Genomic DNA, 22,320 nt, shown 5'->3' with positions numbered 1-22,320 from the left:
GAGTAAACATGTTAACCATCAAAGTTCTTGGCTCGGGCTGTGCCAACTGCAAACGCGTTGAGCAGATCGTACATAAAGTTGTGCAAGAAATGACCTTGGAAGCCGAAGTCATCAAAGTGACCGAATATCCTGAGATCATGAAATACAACGTCATGTCCACACCCGGGCTGGTCATCAATGAAAAGATCGTTTCCACAGGACGAATTCCAACGCCAGCCGAAGTGACAACCTGGCTGGCTGACGCTATGGAAAAGGCATAAAACCTACCCAAAGCACGGAGTGTTGCAGGCATGGCCAAAATACAATACGCACAGGTTGATGAACATGGAAGGATCGTTCTGCCATCTCATCTTGCCAGCGAGTTGGGCATTGCCCCTGGCGATGAAATACGGGTGGAGCCAAATGGCCACGGCCTGCACATTCACTCCTCCATCACGACCCTAAAACGGGTTTATGTGGAAGTAACCAACAAGTGCAATCTGAATTGCAGTACCTGCATGCGCAACGTTTGGGATGTGAAATATGGGCGCATGTCGGATGAAACTTTTAAGCACATCCTTTTGAGCTTTCAAAACCAGCCGAATAAACCTGAATTATTCCTGGGCGGCTATGGTGAACCGCTTTCTCATCCCCATATTCTGGAAATGATAGAACAAGCCAAAGAGCTTGGACACCGTGTATCTTTAATTACCAACGGAATCCTATTAACTGAACAAATCATCCGCAAATTGATTGACCTCAAGCTGGATATGCTTTGGGTTTCATTGGACGGTGCTTCGCCGGAATGTTATGTCGATGTCCGTTTGGGAGACGCCCTGCCGACTGTTATCGAAAACCTGAAGCAGCTTCAATTGCAAAGGTATCAGACCTTTGGCGCTTCCAATTGGGCCGGATACCCAAAGCTTGGGATAGCCTTCGTCGCCATGCAGCGCAACATCCATGACCTGGGTGCTGTGGTTCGATTGGGGAGCAGGCTCGGCGCAGTGGAATTCTCCATCAGCAACGTGCTGGCGCATAATACCGAACTGCTCCATGAAAATTTATACATGCATTCCATGAGCATGGTGGTGGGGCAGGAGATCAGACCATTGGTCCACATGCCGCTGATGGATATTCAACCTCGAACGATCAAAGCCCTATCAGATGTGCAGAAAGACATGAACCGGCTCGAACTCTCTGGCAGTCTCTTGAATCAAAACACGGACCAATGTCCTTTTGTTGAGCGCGGAAGTCTGGCGGTTCGCTGGGATGGCAAAGTGAGTCCGTGCCTGCCGTTACTTTACACGCACACGCATTTTCTGGATGATCGGGAACGCACATCGAAGGAATATTTTGTCGGCGATATTCAAGAGACAGACCTGCTGCGCATCTGGAATAACGGCGATTACAAAGACTTGAGAAAGCGAATTCAGGATTTTGATTTTTCACCCTGCGCGTTCTGTAACAGCTGTGAAATGGCGAATGGAAATTTGGAAGATTGTTTTGGCAATATCCAGCCGACATGCGGCGGCTGCCTTTGGGCACGTGGATTGATCCGCTGCCCGTAGTATTCATCTTCTTAACAAGACGATAACAATTAATATTTTATGGGTGTGATAAAACTTTAGAAAAATTGTATGGAGATGACCATGAAAAAGGTTTTATTTTTATGCACTGGAAATTCCTGCCGTTCGCAATTGGCGGAGGCGATTGTCAATGCGCGGATGGGGGATATGTGGCAGGCAGTCAGCGCGGGAACAAAACCTGCGGGCTACATCCACCCCAAGGCGTTGGAAGCTCTGTCAGAAATCGGGATACAGCACACGGGTAGTTCGAAGCGAGTAGATGAATTCCAGGGCGTGGACTTTGACCTTGTCGTGACGGTTTGTGATTCGGCGGCAGAAGAATGTCCCGTTTGGCTTGGAAAAGGAAAGCGTGTACACCACAGTTTCCCCGACCCTGCGAAAGCCGAGGGGACGGATGAGGAAGTGATGGAAGTTTTTCGCGCAGTGCGCGATGATATAGAAAAAGAAATGATCGCTTTGCTCAAGACATATTCTTAATATGGAGGCTCTTGTGACACAGGAAAAAAGTACGACCAAAAAATTATCAACCCTTGATCGCTATCTGACCTTGTGGATTTTTCTCGCAATGGCAGTTGGCGTGGGTATTGGTTTTGTTATGCCGGCAACGGTGGCTGCGTTCAATCGTGCTGTTTCAGTTGGGACGACGAATATCCCGATTGCGATCGGCCTGATCCTGATGATGTATCCGCCGTTGGCGAAAGTCCGCTACGATGAGTTGGGCGATGTGTTCCGTAACTGGAAAATTCTCGGTCTCTCGCTCGTGCAAAATTGGGTGATCGGTCCGATTTTGATGTTCGTTCTTGCGATCGTATTCTTGCGCGGTTACCCTGAATACATGACGGGGCTCATCCTCATTGGTCTTGCGCGCTGTATTGCGATGGTCATCGTATGGAATGAGCTGGCGAAGGGTGATAACGAATATGCGGCGGGGCTGGTGGCATTCAACAGTATCTTTCAGGTCTTGTTTTACAGCGTGTATGCCTACGTGTTCATCACGGTCCTGCCGACATGGTTCGGTATGACAGGCAATATCGTGAACATCACCATCGGTGAGATCGCAAAAAGCGTCTTCATCTATCTGGGCATTCCATTCATCGCGGGATTTTTCACGCGCTTCTTCCTTGTCCGCGCGAAGGGCAAGGATTGGTATCACAAGGTCTTTATTCCCAAGATCAGCCCGTTGACGTTGATCGCGCTGTTGTTCACCATCGTGGTCATGTTCTCGCTCAAGGGAGATGTGATCGTGGAACTGCCTCTCGATGTGGTGCGGATAGCTGTTCCTTTGCTGATCTATTTCGTGATCATGTTTTTGGTCAGCTTCTTCATGGGCAAATCCATCGGCGCGGATTATTCCAAGACGACGACGCTCTCCTTCACTGCTGCCAGTAACAATTTTGAGTTGGCGATTGCGGTAGCGGTGGCGGTCTTTGGCATTAACTCTGGCGCTGCTTTTGCCGCTGTCATCGGGCCGTTGATCGAAGTGCCAGTGATGATCGGGCTGGTCAATGTGGCGTTCTTCTTCCAGAAGAGATATTTTGGCGGGGCGATGGTCCCTGCGCCTGCCAAATGAATATTGGGTCGTATCAGGGGAAATAAATAAAGAGGAACAGCGGTCAACTTTCAGTTAGGTTGACCGCTGTTTTGCGATTTGAGTTGCTTCGTGTGTTTCGGATTCATTCGTGAAATGACGCTTAAGTTTCAGTAGCGGATTTTCGAGAATGTTCCAGGTCAGTAATGCCAGCAGGGATGTGATGACAACTGTCAGCGCGCTGTAGGCGACGTAGTATTCCCATCCGCGAACTTTGGCTTTGACCATGATATCGAGCAGGGTCAAAGCCACGGGCATATGGAATAGATACATCGAGTAGCTGTACTTGCCGAAGAAGACCAGACCGCCGTTTGCAAATATTTTTCGGATGAGCGAGGCCTCTGCGCCGCTGGTGAGGAAAATGATCATCGCGGCAGAGGAAAATGCAAGCAGGGTGTATCCGATGGTGCCGAGCGGAATGTTTCTGTAAAGCGGATGCGGCCCCGCAGGGCTGGCGATAAATGCCAGATACAGGAACAAGATCATCGTCACAATGGAGGCGGGCAGCGCCAAGCGTTTGACCGTTGCCTGCCAGTTTGTGGGCGTGATGAAGAAGATGGCGGTCAATGCGCCCAGTGCCAATCCTTCGAGACGGGTGAATGTGTTGTAGAAAAAGATGACGGGCAATTGTTCCGAATCGGGCGAGAGCAGAGTGGCCACGGTGCGCACCAGCAGGGAGAGGATGACGATGCCCGCGCTGATCCACGTCAGTAATTTTTGATTCGTCATGCGTACGATGGCGGGCCAGATCAAATAGAACTGTTCTTCAATGGCTAACGACCAGGTAACGCTCAAATAAGCAGAGGGATAAATCGAGAACAGGTACAACCAATTCTGTTGATAAAGCAGGAAGGTTGGCAAATAGGGGATGGTGGTGTCGGCTGTCTTTGCCACGGCGGGGACGAATTTCACTGCGATGAGGAACAGGGCGAGCGCCGCATAGTACAGCGGAAAAATGCGCAGCACCCGCCGCGCATAGAAGTTCTTGTAATAATTTTTTTCGTCTTTGGCTTTCAACAAAATGGATGTGATCAGGAAGCCCGAAAGCACAAAGAAAATATCCACGCCCATCCAGCCGACCAGTGACAGGCGCGTGATGAAATGCAAAAAGCCGTTGGCAGTGAAATAATCGGCTCGTTTTAGAACATGATGCGCGATGACAAGCAGGATCGCGATGCCTCGCAATCCATCCAATTCCTTCGAGCGGTCATTCATGAGGCCGCTGTCTTCCCGGTCAATTCGTCATATTTTTTGCGGACTTCACGAATATCATCCCACATTTGGGCTTTGGGTGAGCCAGGCTCTTTGGATGGATTTCGCAGTAGATAGGATGGGTGAAAGATCGGCATGATCCAGCGGCCCTGAAGCTCGGTCCATTTTCCGCGCAGGGAGGTGATGCCTGTCTTGCGCAGAATGGAATAGCTGGCCACGTTTCCCGTCAGCAGCATTACGAACGGATCAATCAGTCGGATGATCTCAAAAACATACGGGCGATAAAAATCGGTTTCGGTATCGGTGGGTTTGCGGAAATTCTTTCCATCCTCACCGGGCGGCATGCGAAAAACGGAATTGGTGATGTACACATCCTGCTCAGGGTCGAAGTTCGCGGCTTGCAGGATCTTATCAAGCATCTGGCCTGCGCGCCCCACAAAAGGCTTTCCCTGAATATTTTCCTCGGGTCCCGGCGCTTCACCGATGATCAACAATTTGGCCTTCGGATTGCCGCGGCTGATGACGATATTGGTACCAGCCTTTGCCAGCGGATCGTCACTCATACGTTTCATCACACTGAATAATTCTTCAAGCGATGAATATTGTTTTGCGCCCGTGCTGGATGAATCAGATTGAGACATAAGCGGTTTCCTTATGAAAGAGGATGTAAGCCCGATTCTACCTCATGAGCATCTTTGCTACGATCTCTTTGAAAACCTTCGCCGCCACCATCTCGGTCATATTCAAGGGATCCCGTGTTGGGTTCAACTCCACCACATCCGCGCCGATAATGTTTGCCTGCAGTGACTGGATCACGCTCAATGCCTCACGTGTGGAAAGCCCGCCCGGCTCCCAATGCGAAATGCCGGGCGCAAATGCAGGGTCAAGGCAATCCATGTCAAAGGTGATATAAAGCGGTGAATCGAAATTTATGTTGAAAACATCCTGCCAATTTTTCATCGTCAGCACTTCCACGCCGAAGCGATTCGCCTGTTCGCGTTGATGTCCGTTGATGGTGCGAATGCCCACCTGCACCAGGCGTTTCGCCAAACCCGCTTCCATGATCCGCGCGAACGGGCTGGCATGTGAATGCGGATTATCATCAAAGTTATCGTACAAGTCGGGGTGGGCATCGAAATGCAAAATGCTCAAATTCGGATGAGCTTTCGCAGCCGCCTTCACCAGCGGATATGTGACCGAATGATCACCGCCGAATGCCATGACCTTCAACCCCGCTTCATACAATCGACCTGCGGCCTGCTCGGTCTCAATGGGCATATCCGCCTGCGACGGTGTGATGTCGCCAGCATCCGCGAAGATACTATCCGCACCGAGATAGGTTTCATCTTCCGTCCACTGATTGGACGAGTCGCAGAAAAACGCCTCACGGATCCGTTGCGGAGCCAGCGCCGCACCACGCATGTAGGATGAGTTTTCATCGAATGCGACGCCCAACAAACCAATGCGTGTGTTTTGTTGGGGGAAGGGACGGAATGTTCTCATGGTTTAGACCTTTTTCGACAGGATTCGTTTCTTGTATGCTCATTTTACTCAACAAATCGCTTGTAGGCATCGTACCCATGAAGGCAAGGATGGCAATCTATTCACTTTCCGCCTGGTAGACAGTTTTGCGGCTTGGAAAAGCTTTTCAGACAGCCAAATCGCTCCCAAAACGGTTATGACATTTGATTATTAAACCGGGAAGAACTACCTAATTGAAATCAGTTTGTAAATCTGTATACTAATACAAATCGCCTTGCATTTTTGCAAGGTTGTTGAGTCAATTGGCTGCGATGATTCAGGGATCTAATTTGGTCGCTTTACCTTCATGCTCCGAAAGTAACATACATGGAAGGGAATATCCTTGAGGAGCAAATAGCGAAACCGGCCTAATGGCTGGTTTTTTTGTTTTCAGATATAAACTATCCTTTATGTTCTAAATAGGTGGAGGCATGATGAACAATCGATTCCAAGCTCGTGTGTTTTCTTGCATTGCGATATTAAGTATGCTGTTTAGTGCTTTAGGTATTCCAGTGCAAAGCGTGCTGGCTGCCCCTGCTGGAACAGCCTTGCAATTCAATGGTACGAATCAACATGTTACATTTGGAAACACCCGCTCTATTCCAGGTACACTGACGGGTACTCCTGCTTGGAATACATTAGCCAACTCCAGGCTGGGCAGTTCATCGCTATTATTTAATGGGACCAGCCAGTATGTGACGTTTGGTGCCGCACCAGAATTAGGTGTTACAAACTTTACCCTCGAAACCTGGTTTTATTGGCAGGGCGGTGGAACAACTGGAACCACAGGCGGGGGAGGCCTGACCGCGGTTTATCCTTTAATTACCAAGGGACGTAATGAGGCCGACGGTAGCAACGTGGATGCGAATTATTATCTTGGGATCCAGGGCGGAAAACTGGCGGCTGATTTTGAGGATGCCGCCACGGGGGCGAATCACCCCATTATCGGGTTGACCACGATAACCACAAACGCATGGCATCATGCCGCGGTAAGTTACGATAGTGTCAGTGCAGTATGGACCTTATACCTGGACGGTGTTGCAGATGGAACATCGGATCTAGGCGCCAATGTCCTCCCACGCTCTGACAGCATACAGCATGCTGCCATCGGTTCTGCGTTGACTTCTGCTGGTACACCCGCAGGATATTTTCAAGGAAGGTTGGATGAAGTGCGTGTATGGAATGTCGTTCGTACACAGGCCGAGATCCAGTCAGGTATGAATTCTGAAATCTTAACTCCAACCAGTGGGCTGATTGGTCGTTGGGGTTTAAATGACGGCTCGGGTACAACCGCAAGTAACCTGAACCGATTGGGAGTAACATCTTTTACACTCGAAGCCTGGGTAAAGCGCGCTGCCGGTGGACTTACCATGAGCACAGGCACGAACGGCTTTGACGGGGGCGGTGGTCGACCGAATGGTATTTACCCCGTTCTCACCAAAGGCATGGGGGAGGGGGAGAATCCGGCCAACTTGAACACAAACTATTTCATGGGAATCACCGCCGATGGGTTTGTAGGCGTGGATTTTGAAGATACTGCTGGGGGCGCAAATCATCCAGCTTGGGGAACTACGTTGGTCCCCGTCGGTGAGTGGCATCATATTGCGGTTACTTATACAGGTTCCTGTTGGTCAATCTATCTTGATGGCAATCTTGATGCATTAAATGCCGCTGTTGTGGCATGCCCAAATGCGACTCCGGAATCCACCAGTTACCAGCATCCCGGTTTGGCGGCCGGGATAAATTCTGCCGGTGTGCTTGGCGCAGGATTCTTTGCCGGTACAATCGATGAGGCTCGAGTCTGGAATCGTGCATTACCTCAAAATGAAATTCAAACAAACAGGTTTGTTGAACTCGCCAGCGGCAGCGGCTTGCTTGCGCGTTGGGGGTTAAATGAAGGCACGGGTACGATTGTCAATGATTCAGCCATCCCCACTGCGGAGAATGGCACACTGGTAAATGGCCCGACCTGGGTAACAGGATTTCCGGATAATATCCCTCCTGCTGCGCCGACGGGTTTAACTGCCAGTTCATATAGTAGAAACGTCAACCTGTCCTGGACGGCCAGTTCTGATTCTGACTTTGCCGGGTACAACTTATACCGGGGCACAATCGCGGGGGGGCCATATACAAAGGTCAATGTTTCCCTGCTGACTTCATTAACTTATCTGGATGCAGGCCTGACCAATGACACAACCTACTATTATGTCCTGCGGGCGGTTGATACATCCGCTAATGAGTCGGTTGATTCCGCGGAAGTGGATGTAACGCCTTCTCTTGCTCAAGGGGCGGCACTGCAATTTAATGGAAGCAATCAATACGTTACGTTTGGAACGGGCAATTCCCTTGCGTCGCCTGTTTATACGATCGAAACCTGGTTTAAACGCACAGGTGCAGGTGTTGGCGTCACGACCGGCGGCGGTGGAATTACATCTGCCATTCCTTTGATCACAAAGGGAACGTCGGAAAGCGAAGCTGCCGCTGCAGATATTAACTATTTCCTGGGTATTGATGCGTCCTCTGCTGTGCTGGTGGCCGATTTTGAAGAGGGTGCAGGCGGGGCTGCTCCAAGCCTGAATCATCCGATCTCAGGAACAACGGTCATCGTGAACAATACCTGGTACCACGCCGCAATGACATATGACGGGACAACATTGCGGATCTACCTGAACGGGGTTTTGGAAAATTCGTTAACAGTGGGTCAGCCCGTTGCCAGTGCAACGACTTCCCCAACTGCCTTTGCAACTTCCATTCGTTCCAATGGCACTACCATTCAGGGATATTTTGCTGGGGTCATGGATGAGCCTCGTATCTGGAATCGCGCTCTGACCCTTTCAGAGATCCAAACAAATATCAATTCGCAATTGACAAGCGGAAGCGGCTTGAGCGCGCGTTGGAGCATGGATGAAGGCGCTGGTGCCGCGATTGCCAGCTCTGTTGGTACGTTTAATGGCACACTGACGAATAATCCACTTTGGGTTTCTGGTGCGCCATTCAATATCGTCATCGGCGCACCTATCGCGCCAGCAGGATTAAATGCCACAGCGACATCCGGTTCCAACATCAACCTGACATGGACGGATAACTCGAATAACGAAACCAGCTTTGAGATCGAGCGCGGAAGCGATGCGGCTGGTCCATTCAGCGCATTGACCAGTGTTGGCACCAACATAACTACTCATGCAGATGGAACCGTCAGCCCGCTTACACAGTATTGTTACCGCGTGCGTGCAGTGAGCGGAGGCGGACAGTCTGCTTATAGCAATGTGTCGTGTGCAAACACTCCGGCAGAAGGCGGAAAGGCGCTGAAACTCGGCAATGCCAGCGCTTATGTGGTTTTCCCGACTTCATCCAGCTTGAATACGCCTGCCTATACCATCGAAACCTGGTTCCGCCGAGATGGAACCGGTATCGCAACCACCACCGGCGCTAACGGGACTTTTATTGAGCCCATGATCGCAAAAGGTACCGCCGAAGTGGAAAACGCCACTGCGGATATCAATTACATCTTTGGCATCAACCCAGGCGGGAATACACTGTGTGCAGACTTTGAAGAAGCCGCCTCTGGCACAACCCCCGGTCTGAACCATCCCATTTGCGGAACGACAGCGATCCAAAACGGGGTTTGGTATCACGCCGCTGCAACCTATGATGGAACAACCTGGCATTTATATTTGAATGGAATGCCCGAAGCATCCTTAACCGTGAGCCAGCCAGCCAACGATATGAATATCGCCCCCGTTTCACTTGGCACATCCATTCAATCGGATGGCGCCACAACCCAGGGATTCTTCAACGGCACCCTGGAAGAGGTGCGTATTTGGAATTACGTGCGTACCCCGTCGGAAATCCTTGCCACGATCAATGCTCAACTCACCACGGCGCAGGCCGGGTTGATCGCCCGCTGGGGCTTGAATCAAGATACCGGTACGGCTATTAATGGATCTGCAGGAACAAGCGTGAATGGCACGATCAACGACAGCGGTTACAGTTGGGTTACGCCGGGCGCACCGTTCAATATCAATTTCAGCATTCCCGCCGCACCCAGTGGATTAAATGCCGCCGCCTCCTTTGGCAATCAAGTTGACCTCACCTGGACGGATAATTCAAGCAATGAGGTTGGTTTTGAGATCGAGCGCGGGACGAATATTGCCGGGCCGTTCAGTTATGTGGCAACCGCGGGGTTAAACGCCACCTCCTACTCCGATGGCACTGCCCTGCCGCTCACGCAGTATTGTTACCGTGTGCGTGCGATCAATGCAGGTGGACAATCTGCTTATAGCAGCGTTTCCTGTGCCACCACATTGACGGAAAGCGGCGCGGCTTTGAAATTAGGCAGTGCAAATGCTTATACAAAATTTGCGAATTCGGCCAGCCTGAATTCCAGCACCTTCACGCTCGAAACCTGGTTCCGTCGCGATGGCGCGGGCATAGGCACTGATACCGGGACAGGCGGCATTGCCTCCGCGATTCCTTTGATCACCAAGGGCACAGCCGAAGCCGAAAATGCAAACGCCGACATCAATTATTTCCTCGGCATCGACTCTGCTACCAATACATTATGTGCAGACTTTGAAGAAGCCGCATCTGGAGCCGTGCCCAGCCAGAACCATCCTGTTTGTGGAACGACTCCCATTGTCAATGGAACCTGGTATCACGCCGCAGCCACATACGATGGCACAACTTGGAAGCTGTATCTCAATGGCCTGTTGGAAGCATCGCTGGTGGTGGGTCAGCCTGCGAATGCAGTGGGTATTCCCCCGGTTGCCTTGGGTACTTCCATTGAGTCAAATGGAAACACCACGCAGGGATATTTCAATGGCTCGCTGGATGAAGTGAGAATATGGAATTATCCACGCACCTTGGCGGAGATTCAAGGTAATGCCAATGCGCAGATTTCAACTGCCCAAACCGGCTTGCTTGCGCGCTGGAGCCTGAATGAAGATGCCGGTACAAGTGTCCATGGCTCGGCGGGTACCACAGTGAATGGTTCGGTATTTGGAAGCGGCTACAGTTGGATTACTCCCGGAGCTCCATTTGATCTCGTGCTTGTAGCGCCTGCTGACCCCACGGGGTTGAGCGCCACTTCGTCATCGTCTTATCAAGTCGATCTCACGTGGACGGATAACTCAAATAACGAGACCAGCTTCGAGGTTGAGATCGGAAGCGCTGTTGCGGGTCCGTTCAGCCCATTGACCACGCTTGGTCAAAACGTCACTACAGTTGCAGATACAAATGTTTTCCCTGCCATCCAGTATTGCTATCGCGTACGTGCCACGAATGCCGTTGGTCCATCAGGTTATAGCAACGTCTCTTGCGTTACCACACTTGCTGAAAATGCAAGCGCATTGGATTTTGGCACCGCGCATTCCTACGTTACTTTTGGCGATGCCAATACCCTCGACATGGCGCAATTCACCCTTGAGGGCTGGTTCCGCCGCGATGGAACTGGCGCGTCAAATACAACAGGCACGGGCGGCATTCCCAATGCGATCCCGCTCATCTCCAACGGTGCTCCTGAAGCTGAAAATAGCAACGTGGATGTGAATTATCTTTTGTGCATTGATGATGCTTTGGATGTACTCTGTGCTGATTTTGAAGAAGGCGCAGGTGGCGGTCAATTGGGATTGAATCACCCGGTTTATGGAACCACAACAATTCAAAACGGAGTTTGGTACCACGCGGCCGTCACTTATGATGGAAGCCGCTGGAAACTTTATTTGAACGGTAATCTTGAAGCGGATGTGTTGGTGGGCCAGCCCGTTAACGCAGCGAATAACTCTGCCACTGCTCTGGCAACCATGCTCACTTCCACCAACACGGCAAATGGATTCTTCGACGGCGCCATGGATGAGGTTCGTATTTGGAATACAGCCCGCAGTCAGGCGCAGATCATGAGCGATGTTAATAATCAGATCAGTTCTCCAGTGAGCGGGTTGGTTGCGCGCTGGGGATTGAACGAAGGAAGTGGGGCAGTGGTGGGCGGGACCGCTGGAACGACGATCACGGGAACCGTAACTGGCAGCGGATATAGCTGGATCACGCCCGGCGCGCCGTTCAATGCCACCTTCAACACGGCTCCAAACGCCCCGACGCTTGTCAGCCCGGCCGATAACAGTACCGGCACTTCGACATCTCCCACCTTGTCTGTGGATGTCTCCGACCCCGATGGCGGCAATCTGACCGTGCAGTTCTACGGACGCCCGGTAAATTCAGCGCCTGGCGCTGATTTCTCCATCATCGCGATTCCGGATACCCAGTATTACACCAGTGCGTTAAACGGCGGGACTCCCGCAATCATGGATACGCAAACCCAGTGGGTCGTGAATAATAAGGCGGCCTACAACATTCAGTTTGTGACCCAATTGGGCGACTGCACGGAGCACGGCGACCAATTCATCGTTGAATGGCAGCGTGCCGACCAGTTCTTCCAAACGATCGAAAACCCGCTTACGACAGGTTTACCGTATGGAATGCCATATGGCATTGCCCCCGGAAATCATGACCAGACCCCGATCGGTACGCCTTCCGGCACGACGCTATACAACCAATTCTTTGGCGAATCACGCTTCCTTGGCCGTGACTATTATGGCGGTCATTATGGAACTAAAAACGATAATCATTATGAATTGTTCAGCGCCAGCGGCATGGACTTCATCGTGATCCACCTCGAATATGATACATCTGCCAATGCCGCAGTGCTGAACTGGGCTGATAACCTGTTACAGACCTACAGCACACGCCGCGCTATTGTAGTGACCCACTGGCTCATCAATGGCGGCAATAATGCCTCTTTCAGTTCGCAGGGACAGGCCATCTACAATGCGTTGAAAGATAACCCCAACCTGTTCCTCATGCTGGGCGGACACGTCCCAAGCCCTGCCGAAGGCCAGCGTTCAGATACCTTTAACGGTCATACCGTTTACAGCCTGATGTCTGATTATCAGGGACGTACGGCTGGCGGCAATGGCTGGCTGCGTATTATTACCATCTCGCCCTCCAGCAATAACATTCAGGTGAAGACCTACTCGCCGTGGTTAAATCAGTTTGAAGCCGATGCAGACAGTCAGTTCAACCTGACGGCCGACCTGGTCAATTCCTATCAGTTGATCGGAACAGATACGGTGCCTTCCGGTGGAACCGCCAGCGTTACCTGGCCAAACTTGAATAACAATACCGAGTATGAATGGTACGCAGTTGTCAGCGACGGAATCGCATCTACAACTGGCCCAACATGGAGTACTACAACTGAGGAGCCAGCAAATGTTCCTCCGACCATCACCGGCCAGAATCCGCTTTCCACAAATGAAGATGCTTCATTGAATATCACATTGGGTAATTTGACGGTAACCGATCCTGATAATACCTACCCAGCCGATTTCTCGCTCACCGTGCAAAACGGCGCGAATTACACCGTTGCCGGAACGACCATCACCCCGGCGTTGAATTTCAACGGCACGCTGACAGTGCCTGTCGTCGTCAACGATGGGACGGATAACAGTAATGCCTTCAACTTGAGCGTTACCGTTAATCCTGTTAATGATGCGCCGGTCATTACTGGACAAACCCCGCTTTCTACAAATGAAGATACGGCTTTGACGATTACTCTGGCGAACCTGATTGTCTCGGATGTTGACAATACCTACCCAACCGGATTCAGCCTCACGGTCCAGAGCGGGGCGAATTACACATTCGTTGGCAATACCATCACCCCGGCCGCAAACTTCACCGGCACGTTGACCGTTCCAGTGGTGGTGAATGATGGAACGGCCAATAGTGTTCCATTCAATCTGACCGTGACAGTGACTCCAGTCAATGATGCGCCGGTCATCACCGGGCAAAATCCGCTTTCCACAAATGAAGACACTGCATTGACAATTGTGCTTGCCAACCTGATCGTCGCGGATGTGGACAATACCTATCCAACCGGATTCAGCCTCACGGTGCAGAGTGGGACGAATTACACAGTAGCTGGGACAACCATTACCCCATCTACAAACTTCATTGGTACGCTCACTGTGCCGGTGCTCGTCAATGACGGTACAGCAAACAGCAATGTCTTCAACCTGACGGTTACCGTCAATACGCAGAACGATGCGCCGCAAGTGACAAACCCGGGAGCGCAGACAAGCGCGGAAGGGGAAGTCGTTTCACTACAAGTCATTGCCACAGATGCGGATATTCCAGCCGACACTTTGACCTACAGCGCGGCCAACCTGCCGAATGGATTAAGCATCAACACAACCTCGGGCTTGATCAGCGGAACACTGACGTATCGTGCCGCGGCAACCAGCCCATACAATGTGACCGTCACTGTGAACGATGGGACAACAGCTTCTCCTGCGAATTTCACGTGGACAGTTTTACAAGCCGCTTCAGGTTTATGCGCGAATGATCCAGCGCTCGTCGGATGTTGGCCGATGGAAGAGGGGAACGGGACGTTCATCATTGATGCAACCACCTTTGGCAATGACGGCAGCATCACCGGCGGCCCGACCTGGGTCACCGGCATGAATGGCCTCGCATTGGATTTGAGCGGCACCGGCCAATATGCCATGGTTCCAGACAACAATAGTTTGGACATTGCATCCAATCGAATCACCCTGTCTGCCTGGATCAAGCCGGAGAAGGTCGCAACCCAAAATATCATCAAGAAGACCACGGGCACAACCACCGCCAATGGCTATGAACTTTCTCTTTCCGCGGCGGGAAAGGTCTTCATGCGCTTGAATGGCAATGTTAACTACCGCATAGATTCTCTCGCTTCATATCCATCTGATGGAAATACATGGATGCATGTGGCCGCTACTTATGATGGCACAACCCTGAGAATGTACATCAATGGCGTCCTCGATAATACGAAGGCGGCGACTCTTACGATTGCGCCCAATGCAACGAATCTGGGCGTTGGTGCCGAGCCTACTTTCATCAACCTGTATCAGGGATTGTTGGATGATGTGCGCGTGTACAACCGCGAACTCAGCCTTGCAGAGATTCAGGTTCTCTTTGGCAACAGCCAGCCGACCACCAGCGGTATTGCCGCAGTGAACGTCAACGAAGATGCGGTCGATACATCCATTGACCTGTGGCAGTCGTTTGCCGATGCCGAAGATGCGGACGGCGCGATGACATACACCCTCACAGGTAATACCAACGCGGCGCTCTTCACCTCCGCCAATATCAACGCGAATCAAAATCTGGTTCTCGATTATGCGCCGAATGTGTTCGGTACTTCCAATATCACCATCCGCGCTACAGATACGGGCGGAATGTTTGTCGAGACGACATTCATGGTTACGGTTGCTTCGGTCAACGATGCGCCGATCATCACCGGCCAGGACCCGCTCGCCACAGACGAAAACACCGCGCTGACGATTACGCTGACAGACTTGAATGTCGCAGATGTGGATAACACTTACCCAAGCGGGTTCACGCTCACCGTTTTGAGCGGCACGGATTATACGTTTGCGGGGAATACGATCACGCCCGCATTGAACTTCAACGGCGCTTTGACCGTACCGGTCAAAGTCAACGATGGCACAAGCGACAGCAATACCTTCAATCTGATTGTCACCGTTAACGTGGTCAATACCTCGCCGGTGATCACAGGGCAGAATCCACTTGCAACGAACGAAGACGCCGCCCTGCTCATCGCTTTCACGGACCTGCTCGTCACAGATACAGATAACACCTACCCGACCGATTTCTCGCTCACCGTGCAAAACGGCGCGAATTACACCGTTGCCGGAACGACCATCACCCCGGCTGCCAACTTCAATGGCACGCTTACGGTTCCAGTAAAAGTCAATGATGGCACGGCTGACAGCAATACATTCAACCTGACGGTTACAGTGAACCCCGCCAACGATGCGCCGAACGTTACCAACCCGGGCGGTCAAACCAATGCCGAAGGTGCAACGGTCTCATTACAGATCGTCGCCAGTGACGTTGAAAACAACACGTTGACATACAGCGCGTTGAATTTACCAACCGGGTTGAGCATTAATCCAATCAACGGCTCGATCAACGGCGCGGTGGATTACACTGCCTCAGCGTCGAGTCCATTCAACGTAACAGTAACAGTTTCGGACGGAGTCGGAGGCGTGACTTCCGTCAACTTCACATGGACGATCACGGATGCCATTCCGCCTGCCAGCGGTTTGGTCTGCGCGGATCTTACATCCAAACCCACCACGGCATCTACGGGTGAAAAACCGCAATCCAAAGTCTGGCAGCATGACGGCATATGGTGGGCGGTCTTCCCGACCAATGTTTCGGGCGCATCCTCGGCCGGTACATGGCTGTGGAGATTGCAAGGTACGACATGGGTTGAAGAACTCAAACTCTCAACCGCCACGAACACCAAAGCCGATGTGAAGACGGCCGGGGATGTTGCGCACATTCTGCTGTATGCAGGGACAACGACCCAGCTTGTTTCGGCTGAATATAATGGCGCTTCCTACGTGACCTGGAGCGGGCGCGCGGCTCCGGCGGGCATTTCCCTCGCGAACAGTGAGATCGCCACGATCGAAATTGATTCCACTGGCCGCATGTGGCTCGCCTCTGAAAATGATGCAACCGGGCAGATTGTTGCCTATTACAGCGATTCACCTTACAGCGCGTGGAGCGCGCCGATCACGATTGCATCGGGCGTGAATAACGACGATATTTCAACCATCATCGCCCTGCCTTCCAATCAGATCGGTATTTTGTGGTCGAATCAGAACACACAACGATATGGTTTCCGCCTGCACAACGATGGCGCAGCGCCCGGCACATGGATTGCGGATGAAGTACCCGCTTCACAATCGGCGCAAAATGTGGGCCTCGGCATGGCAGATGATCACATGCACATGACCGTCGCTTCTGATGGAACGATCTATGCTGTGGTCAAGACCAGCTACGACACAGCAGGTTATCCCAAGATTGCCCTGCTTGTCCGCAGACCCGCTGGAACCTGGGACAACCTTTATAACATTGACGATGCGGGCACTCGCGCCACGCTTATGCTCGATGAAGTCAATGGATATCTCACAGTTTTATATACTTCCGCCGAAGGCTACAACCCGATGGTGTACAAGCAATCCACGATCTCGCCGATTGCTTTTGGAAATCGAACCACCCTGAATGCCGGTGCGTTCAACGATGCTTCCGGCAGCAAGGGGAATTACACCAGTGAATTGGTGACCATCTTCTCTAGCGCCACGCATGTGGCTGGTGAGATCTGTGCGCCTGTTCCATCCATTGGCGCGGATCTGTCGATCACGAAGACCGACACGGTTACATCTGTCCGCCCAACAGATATCGTCTCCTACTCGATCGTTGTTCAAAACAATGGGCCGCAGGCGGTGATCGGTGCGAGCGTGCAGGATACCCTGTCCTCGGCATTTGCATCCGCAGCATGGACGTGTACCGGTGCAAGCGGAGGCACATGCGCCGCGGGCGGCACAGGCAGTATCAATGACCTGGCCGATCTGCCTGTCGGTGCAAGTGTGACATACACACTCAACGCACAAATCAGCAATGCCGCCAGCGGCAGCTTTACAAACACTGCCACTGTTGCAGTTCCTTCGGGCATGACTGACCCATTAACAGTGAACAACTCAGCCAGCGACACGAACAGCATCATCGCCACAACCGTCGCCTGCGAAAACGACCCAACCCTCGTTGGCTGCTGGCCGATGGAGGAGGGGAGCGGCACGAGCATCATCGATGGTTCTGCCTACTTCAATGACGGCGCAACCGTCAACGGCGCGGCATGGGTGACCGGCCATACAGGCTTGGCTCTCGATTTGAATGGAACCAGCCAATATGTGGCGATTCCTGACGACCCGACGCTTGATCTTACCAACCAGCTCACCATCTCCCTGTGGATCCGCCCGGAACAACAAGCCACACAGGATTTGATCAAGAAGGCGATCAATGGCGGAACGAATGGATATGAAGTGGCTCTTGCCACCAATCAACCGTCTTCACCGGCGCCGAGTAAGGTATTTGTCCGCTTCAATCAAGTAACCAGCGGAGATACATACCGCGTCAATTCCATTACCGATTATCCGTTTGATGGAACGACCTGGATGCATGTGGCCGCAACCTATGATGGCGCCACCATCAAGCTGTATATCAACGGCGTGCTCGAATCCAGTCTGCCCGCCAGCTTTACTGTCGCTGCAAACAACCTGCCGCTGACGATTGGCGCTCAAAGCAATAACTCCCGTTACTTTATGGGCGGCATGGATGAGGTCCGCGTTTATAACCGCTCGCTGACCGTTGACGAGATTCAGGCATTGGCCGGGATCGCTCCATTGAGCGTGAGCAAGACCGGTACGGGAACTGGTACGATTACAAGCGCACCGGCTGGAATTAACTGCGGCGCGGCCTGTACATATAACTTCCCGCGCAATACATCTGTCGTATTGACTGCCGCACCGACCCTTGGTTCCACCTTCACCGGCTGGAGCGGCGCAGGATGCTCAGGTACAGGCACATGCACCGTCACGATGGATGCAGCAAAATCGGTCATTGCCAACTTTGACCTGACCGAATACACACTCACGATCACGAGCGACCATGGAACGGTTGCGAAGAACCCGGATAAGGCCACCTACCATTATGGAGACTCTGTCCAATTGACAGCCACACCTGCCGTGGGCTGGGCCTTCACGAATTGGAGCGGTGGCGTAACAGGAATCTCCAACCCCGTTTCGCTAACGATCAACGGCAATACGTCGGTCACCGCAAATTACACCCAGATCGAATACAGCCTCACGATCAATACGATCGGCGATGGTTCAGTGGCAACTGACATTTCCGGTCCATATCATCATGGCGACCTTGTCGAACTCACGGCAACCCCAGCCGCAGGCTGGACATTTGCGAACTGGTCAGGCGATGCAGCAGGTTTGGTAAATCCAATCTCAATAACGATGGATGCGAACAAAACCGTCACTGCGTTGTTCACACAGAATGAATACACACTGACTATTGTCAGCGCGCACGGCACAGTGACCAAATTGCCGGACCAGCCAACCTATCATCTCGGCGACATTGTTAACCTCACCGCTACTCCCGATACAGGCTGGAACTTTATTGGCTGGAGCGGCGGCCTGACCGATACCATCAATCCAGTCGATCTGACAATCACAGGTAATGTGGCTGTCACAGCCAATTATTCGCAGGATGAATACACATTAACGATCGTCAGCAGCCACGGAACCGTGACAAAGACCCCGGATCAGGCAACCTATCATCTTGGTGATGTCATCACTCTAGATGTGACGGCTGCCCCGGGTTGGACGTTCACAGATTGGACGCCAGCGTTGACCAACAATGAGGTCACGATTAATGGCAATACAACAGTTACCGCGAACTACAGTCAGAACGAGTACACATTAACTGTCAGCACCCTTGGCAACGGTACGGTTTCAAGAAATAACAACGGTCCATACCATTATGGCGATGTTGTCCAACTGACGGCCGCGCCCGATACCAAATGGGTCTTCTCCACATGGAGCGGCGATATGAACGGCTCGGCCAATCCTGCCTTTATCACCATGGATGGAAATAAAGCCGTTACCGCCACATTTACATTCGTGAACACCGCTCCCATTGCCGCAAATGATGCCTATGTCACAGATGAGGATACGCAATTGAATGTGCCTGCTGATGGTGTGTTGGGCAATGACAACGATTTGGACGGCGATGCCCTGACTGTGATCTTGGTCAATGATGTTCAGGATGGTTCCCTTACTCTGAATGCCGATGGCTCCTTTATCTACACTCCGTCTCAGGATTTCCACGGCAGTGACTCTTTCACCTACAAGACCAATGACGGCCTCCTTGACAGCAATGTGGTTACAGTGACGCTTACGATCAATTCGGTCAACGATGCTCCGGATGCGAATCCCCAATCCGTCAGTGTCGCTGAAGATGGCTCTGTTGGAATTACCCTGAGCGGCAGTGATGTCGATGGCGATCCATTGACATTCAGCCTTGTCACCCCGCCGGTTGATGGAACATTGAGCGGCATAATTCCGAACCTGACCTACACTCCCAATCCAAATTTCAACGGTGGTGATGGCTTTGTCTTTGAGGTCAGTGACGGGGAATTTACAAGTCAGGCGACGATAACGATCACGGTCGATCCGCTCAACGATATGCCTGATGCTGTTGCCGATACTTATGCGACCGCTGAGAATACAATGCTGGATGTACCAGCTGCGGGCGTGCTCGGCAACGACCTTGACCTGGATGGCGATCCACTAACCGTTTCACTCGTCACAGATGTGACACAGGGTTCGCTTACCCTCAATTCGGACGGCTCATTTACTTATACGCCGGATTCGGGTTTTAGCGGAGAGGATACATTCACTTATCAGGTGGATGACGGTAATGCTGTGGATCAGGCAATCGTTACGATCAAAGTTAACCTGGTCAACGTGGCCCCGTCTGCTGTAATAGACTCTTACACTGCCGATGAAGATACGCAGTTGGTGGTGCCAGCATCTGGTGTGCTTGGTAATGACACAGATGCCGATCTTGATACACTGACAGCGATCAAAGTCAGCGACCCGGCTCATGGCATATTGAATTTCAATTCGGATGGTTCCTTCACCTACCTTCCCGCCGCAAACTGGCACGGGATTGATGGCTTTACCTACAAAGTATCGGATGGCTTGGTGGAGAGTAACGTTGCCGATGTGACCCTCACGGTCTCGGCGGTCAATGATGACCCGATTGCGGATCCCCAGACTCTGACGATGAACGAAGATATGTTGAGGTCGATCACACTTACCGGCGCTGACGTGGACGGCGATACATTGACCTATGCCGTTGGCATTTCCCCAGCCCATGGCAGTTTGAGCGGAACCGCCCCGAGCCTGACATATACACCTGCCGCAGATTACAACGGCACTGACAGCTTCACATTCATTGTCAATGATGGGCAGGCGAGTGCTGAGGCGTTGGTGAATATAAACATTGTTGCAGTCAATGATGCGCCAGTTTGCCAACCAGTTGCCATAAACACAGCGGAGGATACGTCCGCCACATCCAGCCCTGATTGCATGGATGTTGACAATGCAATCTTGTCCTATCAGATTGTAACGCCTGCCCAGCACGGCACTGCTTTTGTCAACGGTGGGTTGTTGAATTACTCTCCCGCTGCAAATTACAGCGGCAATGACAGCTTCACCTACCGGGCCAGTGACGGTGTGCTTAACAGTGCAGACGTATTGGTTTCAGTCACGATTACATCAGTCAATGATGCTCCGCTGGCGGCCAATGACGTCGCCGTGACAGACCAGGATGTGCCGGTCATCATCAATGTATTGGATAATGACGAAGACATTGATGGCGATGCCCTTTCCATTTTTGACGTTGCCATGCCTGCCAATGGAATTGCCGTCATCAACCCAGATGGGACGATAACCTATACACCCAATGCTGGGTGGTTCGGAACCGACACATTCATATACACCATTTCAGATCCGAATGAAGCTGTATCCAGCGCAACAGTGACTGTCAATGTCTCACAGGTTGGGTATACGTTGAAAATTATTGTAACTGGCAGCGGATCGGTTACTAGATCGCCTAATAAGGCCATCTATCAGGAAGGCGAAGTGGTTGAGTTGACGGCCATTCCTGCCACAGGCGAAAGTTTTATAAACTGGAGCGGAGATTTGAGCGGGAGTACGAATCCCATTTCGATCACCATGGACAGTGACAAATCCGTCAAAGCCGCTTTCACAAGTCCGGTTGTTGAGCCGCCCAAAGAACCGATATTTGACGACGTTCCTTTCAGTTACTGGGCAAATAATGAAATTGAGCGTTTATATTTGGCGGGCATTACGGCCGGTTGTGATACAAATCCGTTGATCTACTGCCCTGAACAGGAAGTTACCCGTGCACAGATGGCGATCTTTATCCTGCGCGGGGTGCATGGCAAGTCGTATGTCCCGCCTGCTGCCACGGGCACCGTATTTACTGATGTTCCCACGAATTATTGGGCTGCCGACTGGATCGAGCAGTTGGCAGAAGAAGGCATTACAGTCGGGTGCGGTAACGGAAACTATTGTCCGGGAAGTGCCATCACTCGCGCGGAAATGTCCATCTTCCTGTTGCGCTCGAAATTTGGCAACACCCACACCCCGCCGCCAGCCACTGGTACGACCTTCAACGATGTCCCTGCCGATTACTGGGCAGCAAGCTGGATCGAACAACTGGCATTTATGGAGATCACCAGCGGCTGCGGTAATGGAAACTTCTGTCCGGAGGGTCTGGTCACCCGTGCTGAGATGGCGGTCTTTTTAGTGAAGACCTTCGAAATACCATAACCAGTTAGAGAAGTAAAAAGCCGCCCAAATTTTTTGGGCGGCTTTTTACTTTATGAAACGATTATATGGCAGTGTTAATATTTTTACCCTCCAGTTGTTT

The 22,320-nt window shown here is 51.8% G+C and carries 8 protein-coding genes and 1 riboswitch; of the genes, 5 read left to right on the top strand and 3 right to left on the bottom strand.

What is annotated here, in order from left to right; translation table 11 throughout:
* The first annotated feature begins 8 nt into the window (after window positions 1-8).
* The 4 genes from IPI86_RS18385 (at window position 9) to arsB (ending at window position 3,135) form a co-directional block, all read left to right on the top strand.
* Window positions 9-260 (top strand): thioredoxin family protein, encoded by a 252-nt coding sequence (locus IPI86_RS18385; RefSeq protein WP_345299467.1) that lies wholly within the window; start codon window positions 9-11, stop codon window positions 258-260.
* Between the two features lie 30 nt (window positions 261-290).
* Window positions 291-1,547: a radical SAM protein gene (locus tag IPI86_RS18380; RefSeq protein WP_345299466.1), complete on the top strand. Its 1,257-nt coding sequence runs from the start codon at window positions 291-293 to the stop codon at window positions 1,545-1,547.
* Window positions 1,548-1,628: 81 nt separating this feature from the next.
* On the top strand, window positions 1,629-2,042 hold the full coding sequence (locus IPI86_RS18375; RefSeq protein ID WP_345299465.1) for an arsenate reductase ArsC: 414 nt from the start codon (window positions 1,629-1,631) through the stop codon (window positions 2,040-2,042).
* A 1-nt stretch (window position 2,043) separates the two neighbouring features.
* A complete protein-coding gene (gene arsB, locus IPI86_RS18370) occupies window positions 2,044-3,135 on the top strand; it encodes an ACR3 family arsenite efflux transporter (protein ID WP_345299464.1) in 1,092 nt (363 codons plus the stop codon).
* 54 nt (window positions 3,136-3,189) lie between these two features.
* Here the strand turns inward: arsB and IPI86_RS18365 are convergent, their stop codons facing one another.
* From IPI86_RS18365 to speB, 3 genes are read right to left on the bottom strand one after another with little or no spacing between them, the layout of a single operon-like run.
* On the bottom strand, window positions 3,190-4,368 hold the full coding sequence (locus tag IPI86_RS18365) for an acyltransferase (protein ID WP_345299463.1): 1,179 nt from the start codon (window positions 4,366-4,368) through the stop codon (window positions 3,190-3,192).
* Window positions 4,365-5,006, bottom strand: coding sequence for a uracil-DNA glycosylase (locus tag IPI86_RS18360; RefSeq protein WP_345299462.1), 642 nt, complete (start codon window positions 5,004-5,006; stop codon window positions 4,365-4,367). Before IPI86_RS18360 ends, IPI86_RS18365 begins: the two co-directional genes overlap by 4 nt.
* 37 nt (window positions 5,007-5,043) lie before the next feature.
* Entirely contained in the window at window positions 5,044-5,868 is an 825-nt protein-coding gene (gene speB, locus IPI86_RS18355; RefSeq protein WP_345299461.1) for an agmatinase, read from the bottom strand.
* A gap of 274 nt (window positions 5,869-6,142) precedes the next feature.
* Window positions 6,143-6,264: riboswitch (cyclic di-GMP riboswitch) on the top strand.
* Between the two features lie 53 nt (window positions 6,265-6,317).
* Here speB and IPI86_RS18350 point away from each other — a divergent pair.
* Complete coding sequence (locus IPI86_RS18350; RefSeq protein WP_345299460.1) at window positions 6,318-22,220, top strand: LamG-like jellyroll fold domain-containing protein; 15,903 nt, start codon at window positions 6,318-6,320, stop codon at window positions 22,218-22,220.
* The last annotated feature ends 100 nt before the right edge of the window (window positions 22,221-22,320 follow it).

This window comes from Candidatus Villigracilis affinis (genome assembly GCF_016705895.1).
In the GTDB taxonomy this organism is placed as follows: domain Bacteria; phylum Chloroflexota; class Anaerolineae; order Anaerolineales; family Villigracilaceae; genus Villigracilis; species Villigracilis affinis.
This window is presented reverse-complemented; position numbering and strand designations above follow the sequence as displayed.

What these genes read in the sequence shown, in the direction of transcription:
- IPI86_RS18385 (WP_345299467.1), top strand. Translation starts at nt 9, where the DNA reads ATGTTAACCATCAAAGTTCTTGGCTCGGGCTGTGCCAACTGCAAACGC.
- IPI86_RS18380 (WP_345299466.1), top strand. Translation starts at nt 291, where the DNA reads ATGGCCAAAATACAATACGCACAGGTTGATGAACATGGAAGGATCGTT.
- IPI86_RS18375 (WP_345299465.1), top strand. Translation starts at nt 1,629, where the DNA reads ATGAAAAAGGTTTTATTTTTATGCACTGGAAATTCCTGCCGTTCGCAA.
- arsB (WP_345299464.1), top strand. Translation starts at nt 2,044, where the DNA reads ATGGAGGCTCTTGTGACACAGGAAAAAAGTACGACCAAAAAATTATCA.
- IPI86_RS18365 (WP_345299463.1), bottom strand. Translation starts at nt 4,368, where the DNA reads ATGAATGACCGCTCGAAGGAATTGGATGGATTGCGAGGCATCGCGATC.
- IPI86_RS18360 (WP_345299462.1), bottom strand. Translation starts at nt 5,006, where the DNA reads ATGTCTCAATCTGATTCATCCAGCACGGGCGCAAAACAATATTCATCG.
- speB (WP_345299461.1), bottom strand. Translation starts at nt 5,868, where the DNA reads ATGAGAACATTCCGTCCCTTCCCCCAACAAAACACACGCATTGGTTTG.
- IPI86_RS18350 (WP_345299460.1), top strand. Translation starts at nt 6,318, where the DNA reads ATGATGAACAATCGATTCCAAGCTCGTGTGTTTTCTTGCATTGCGATA.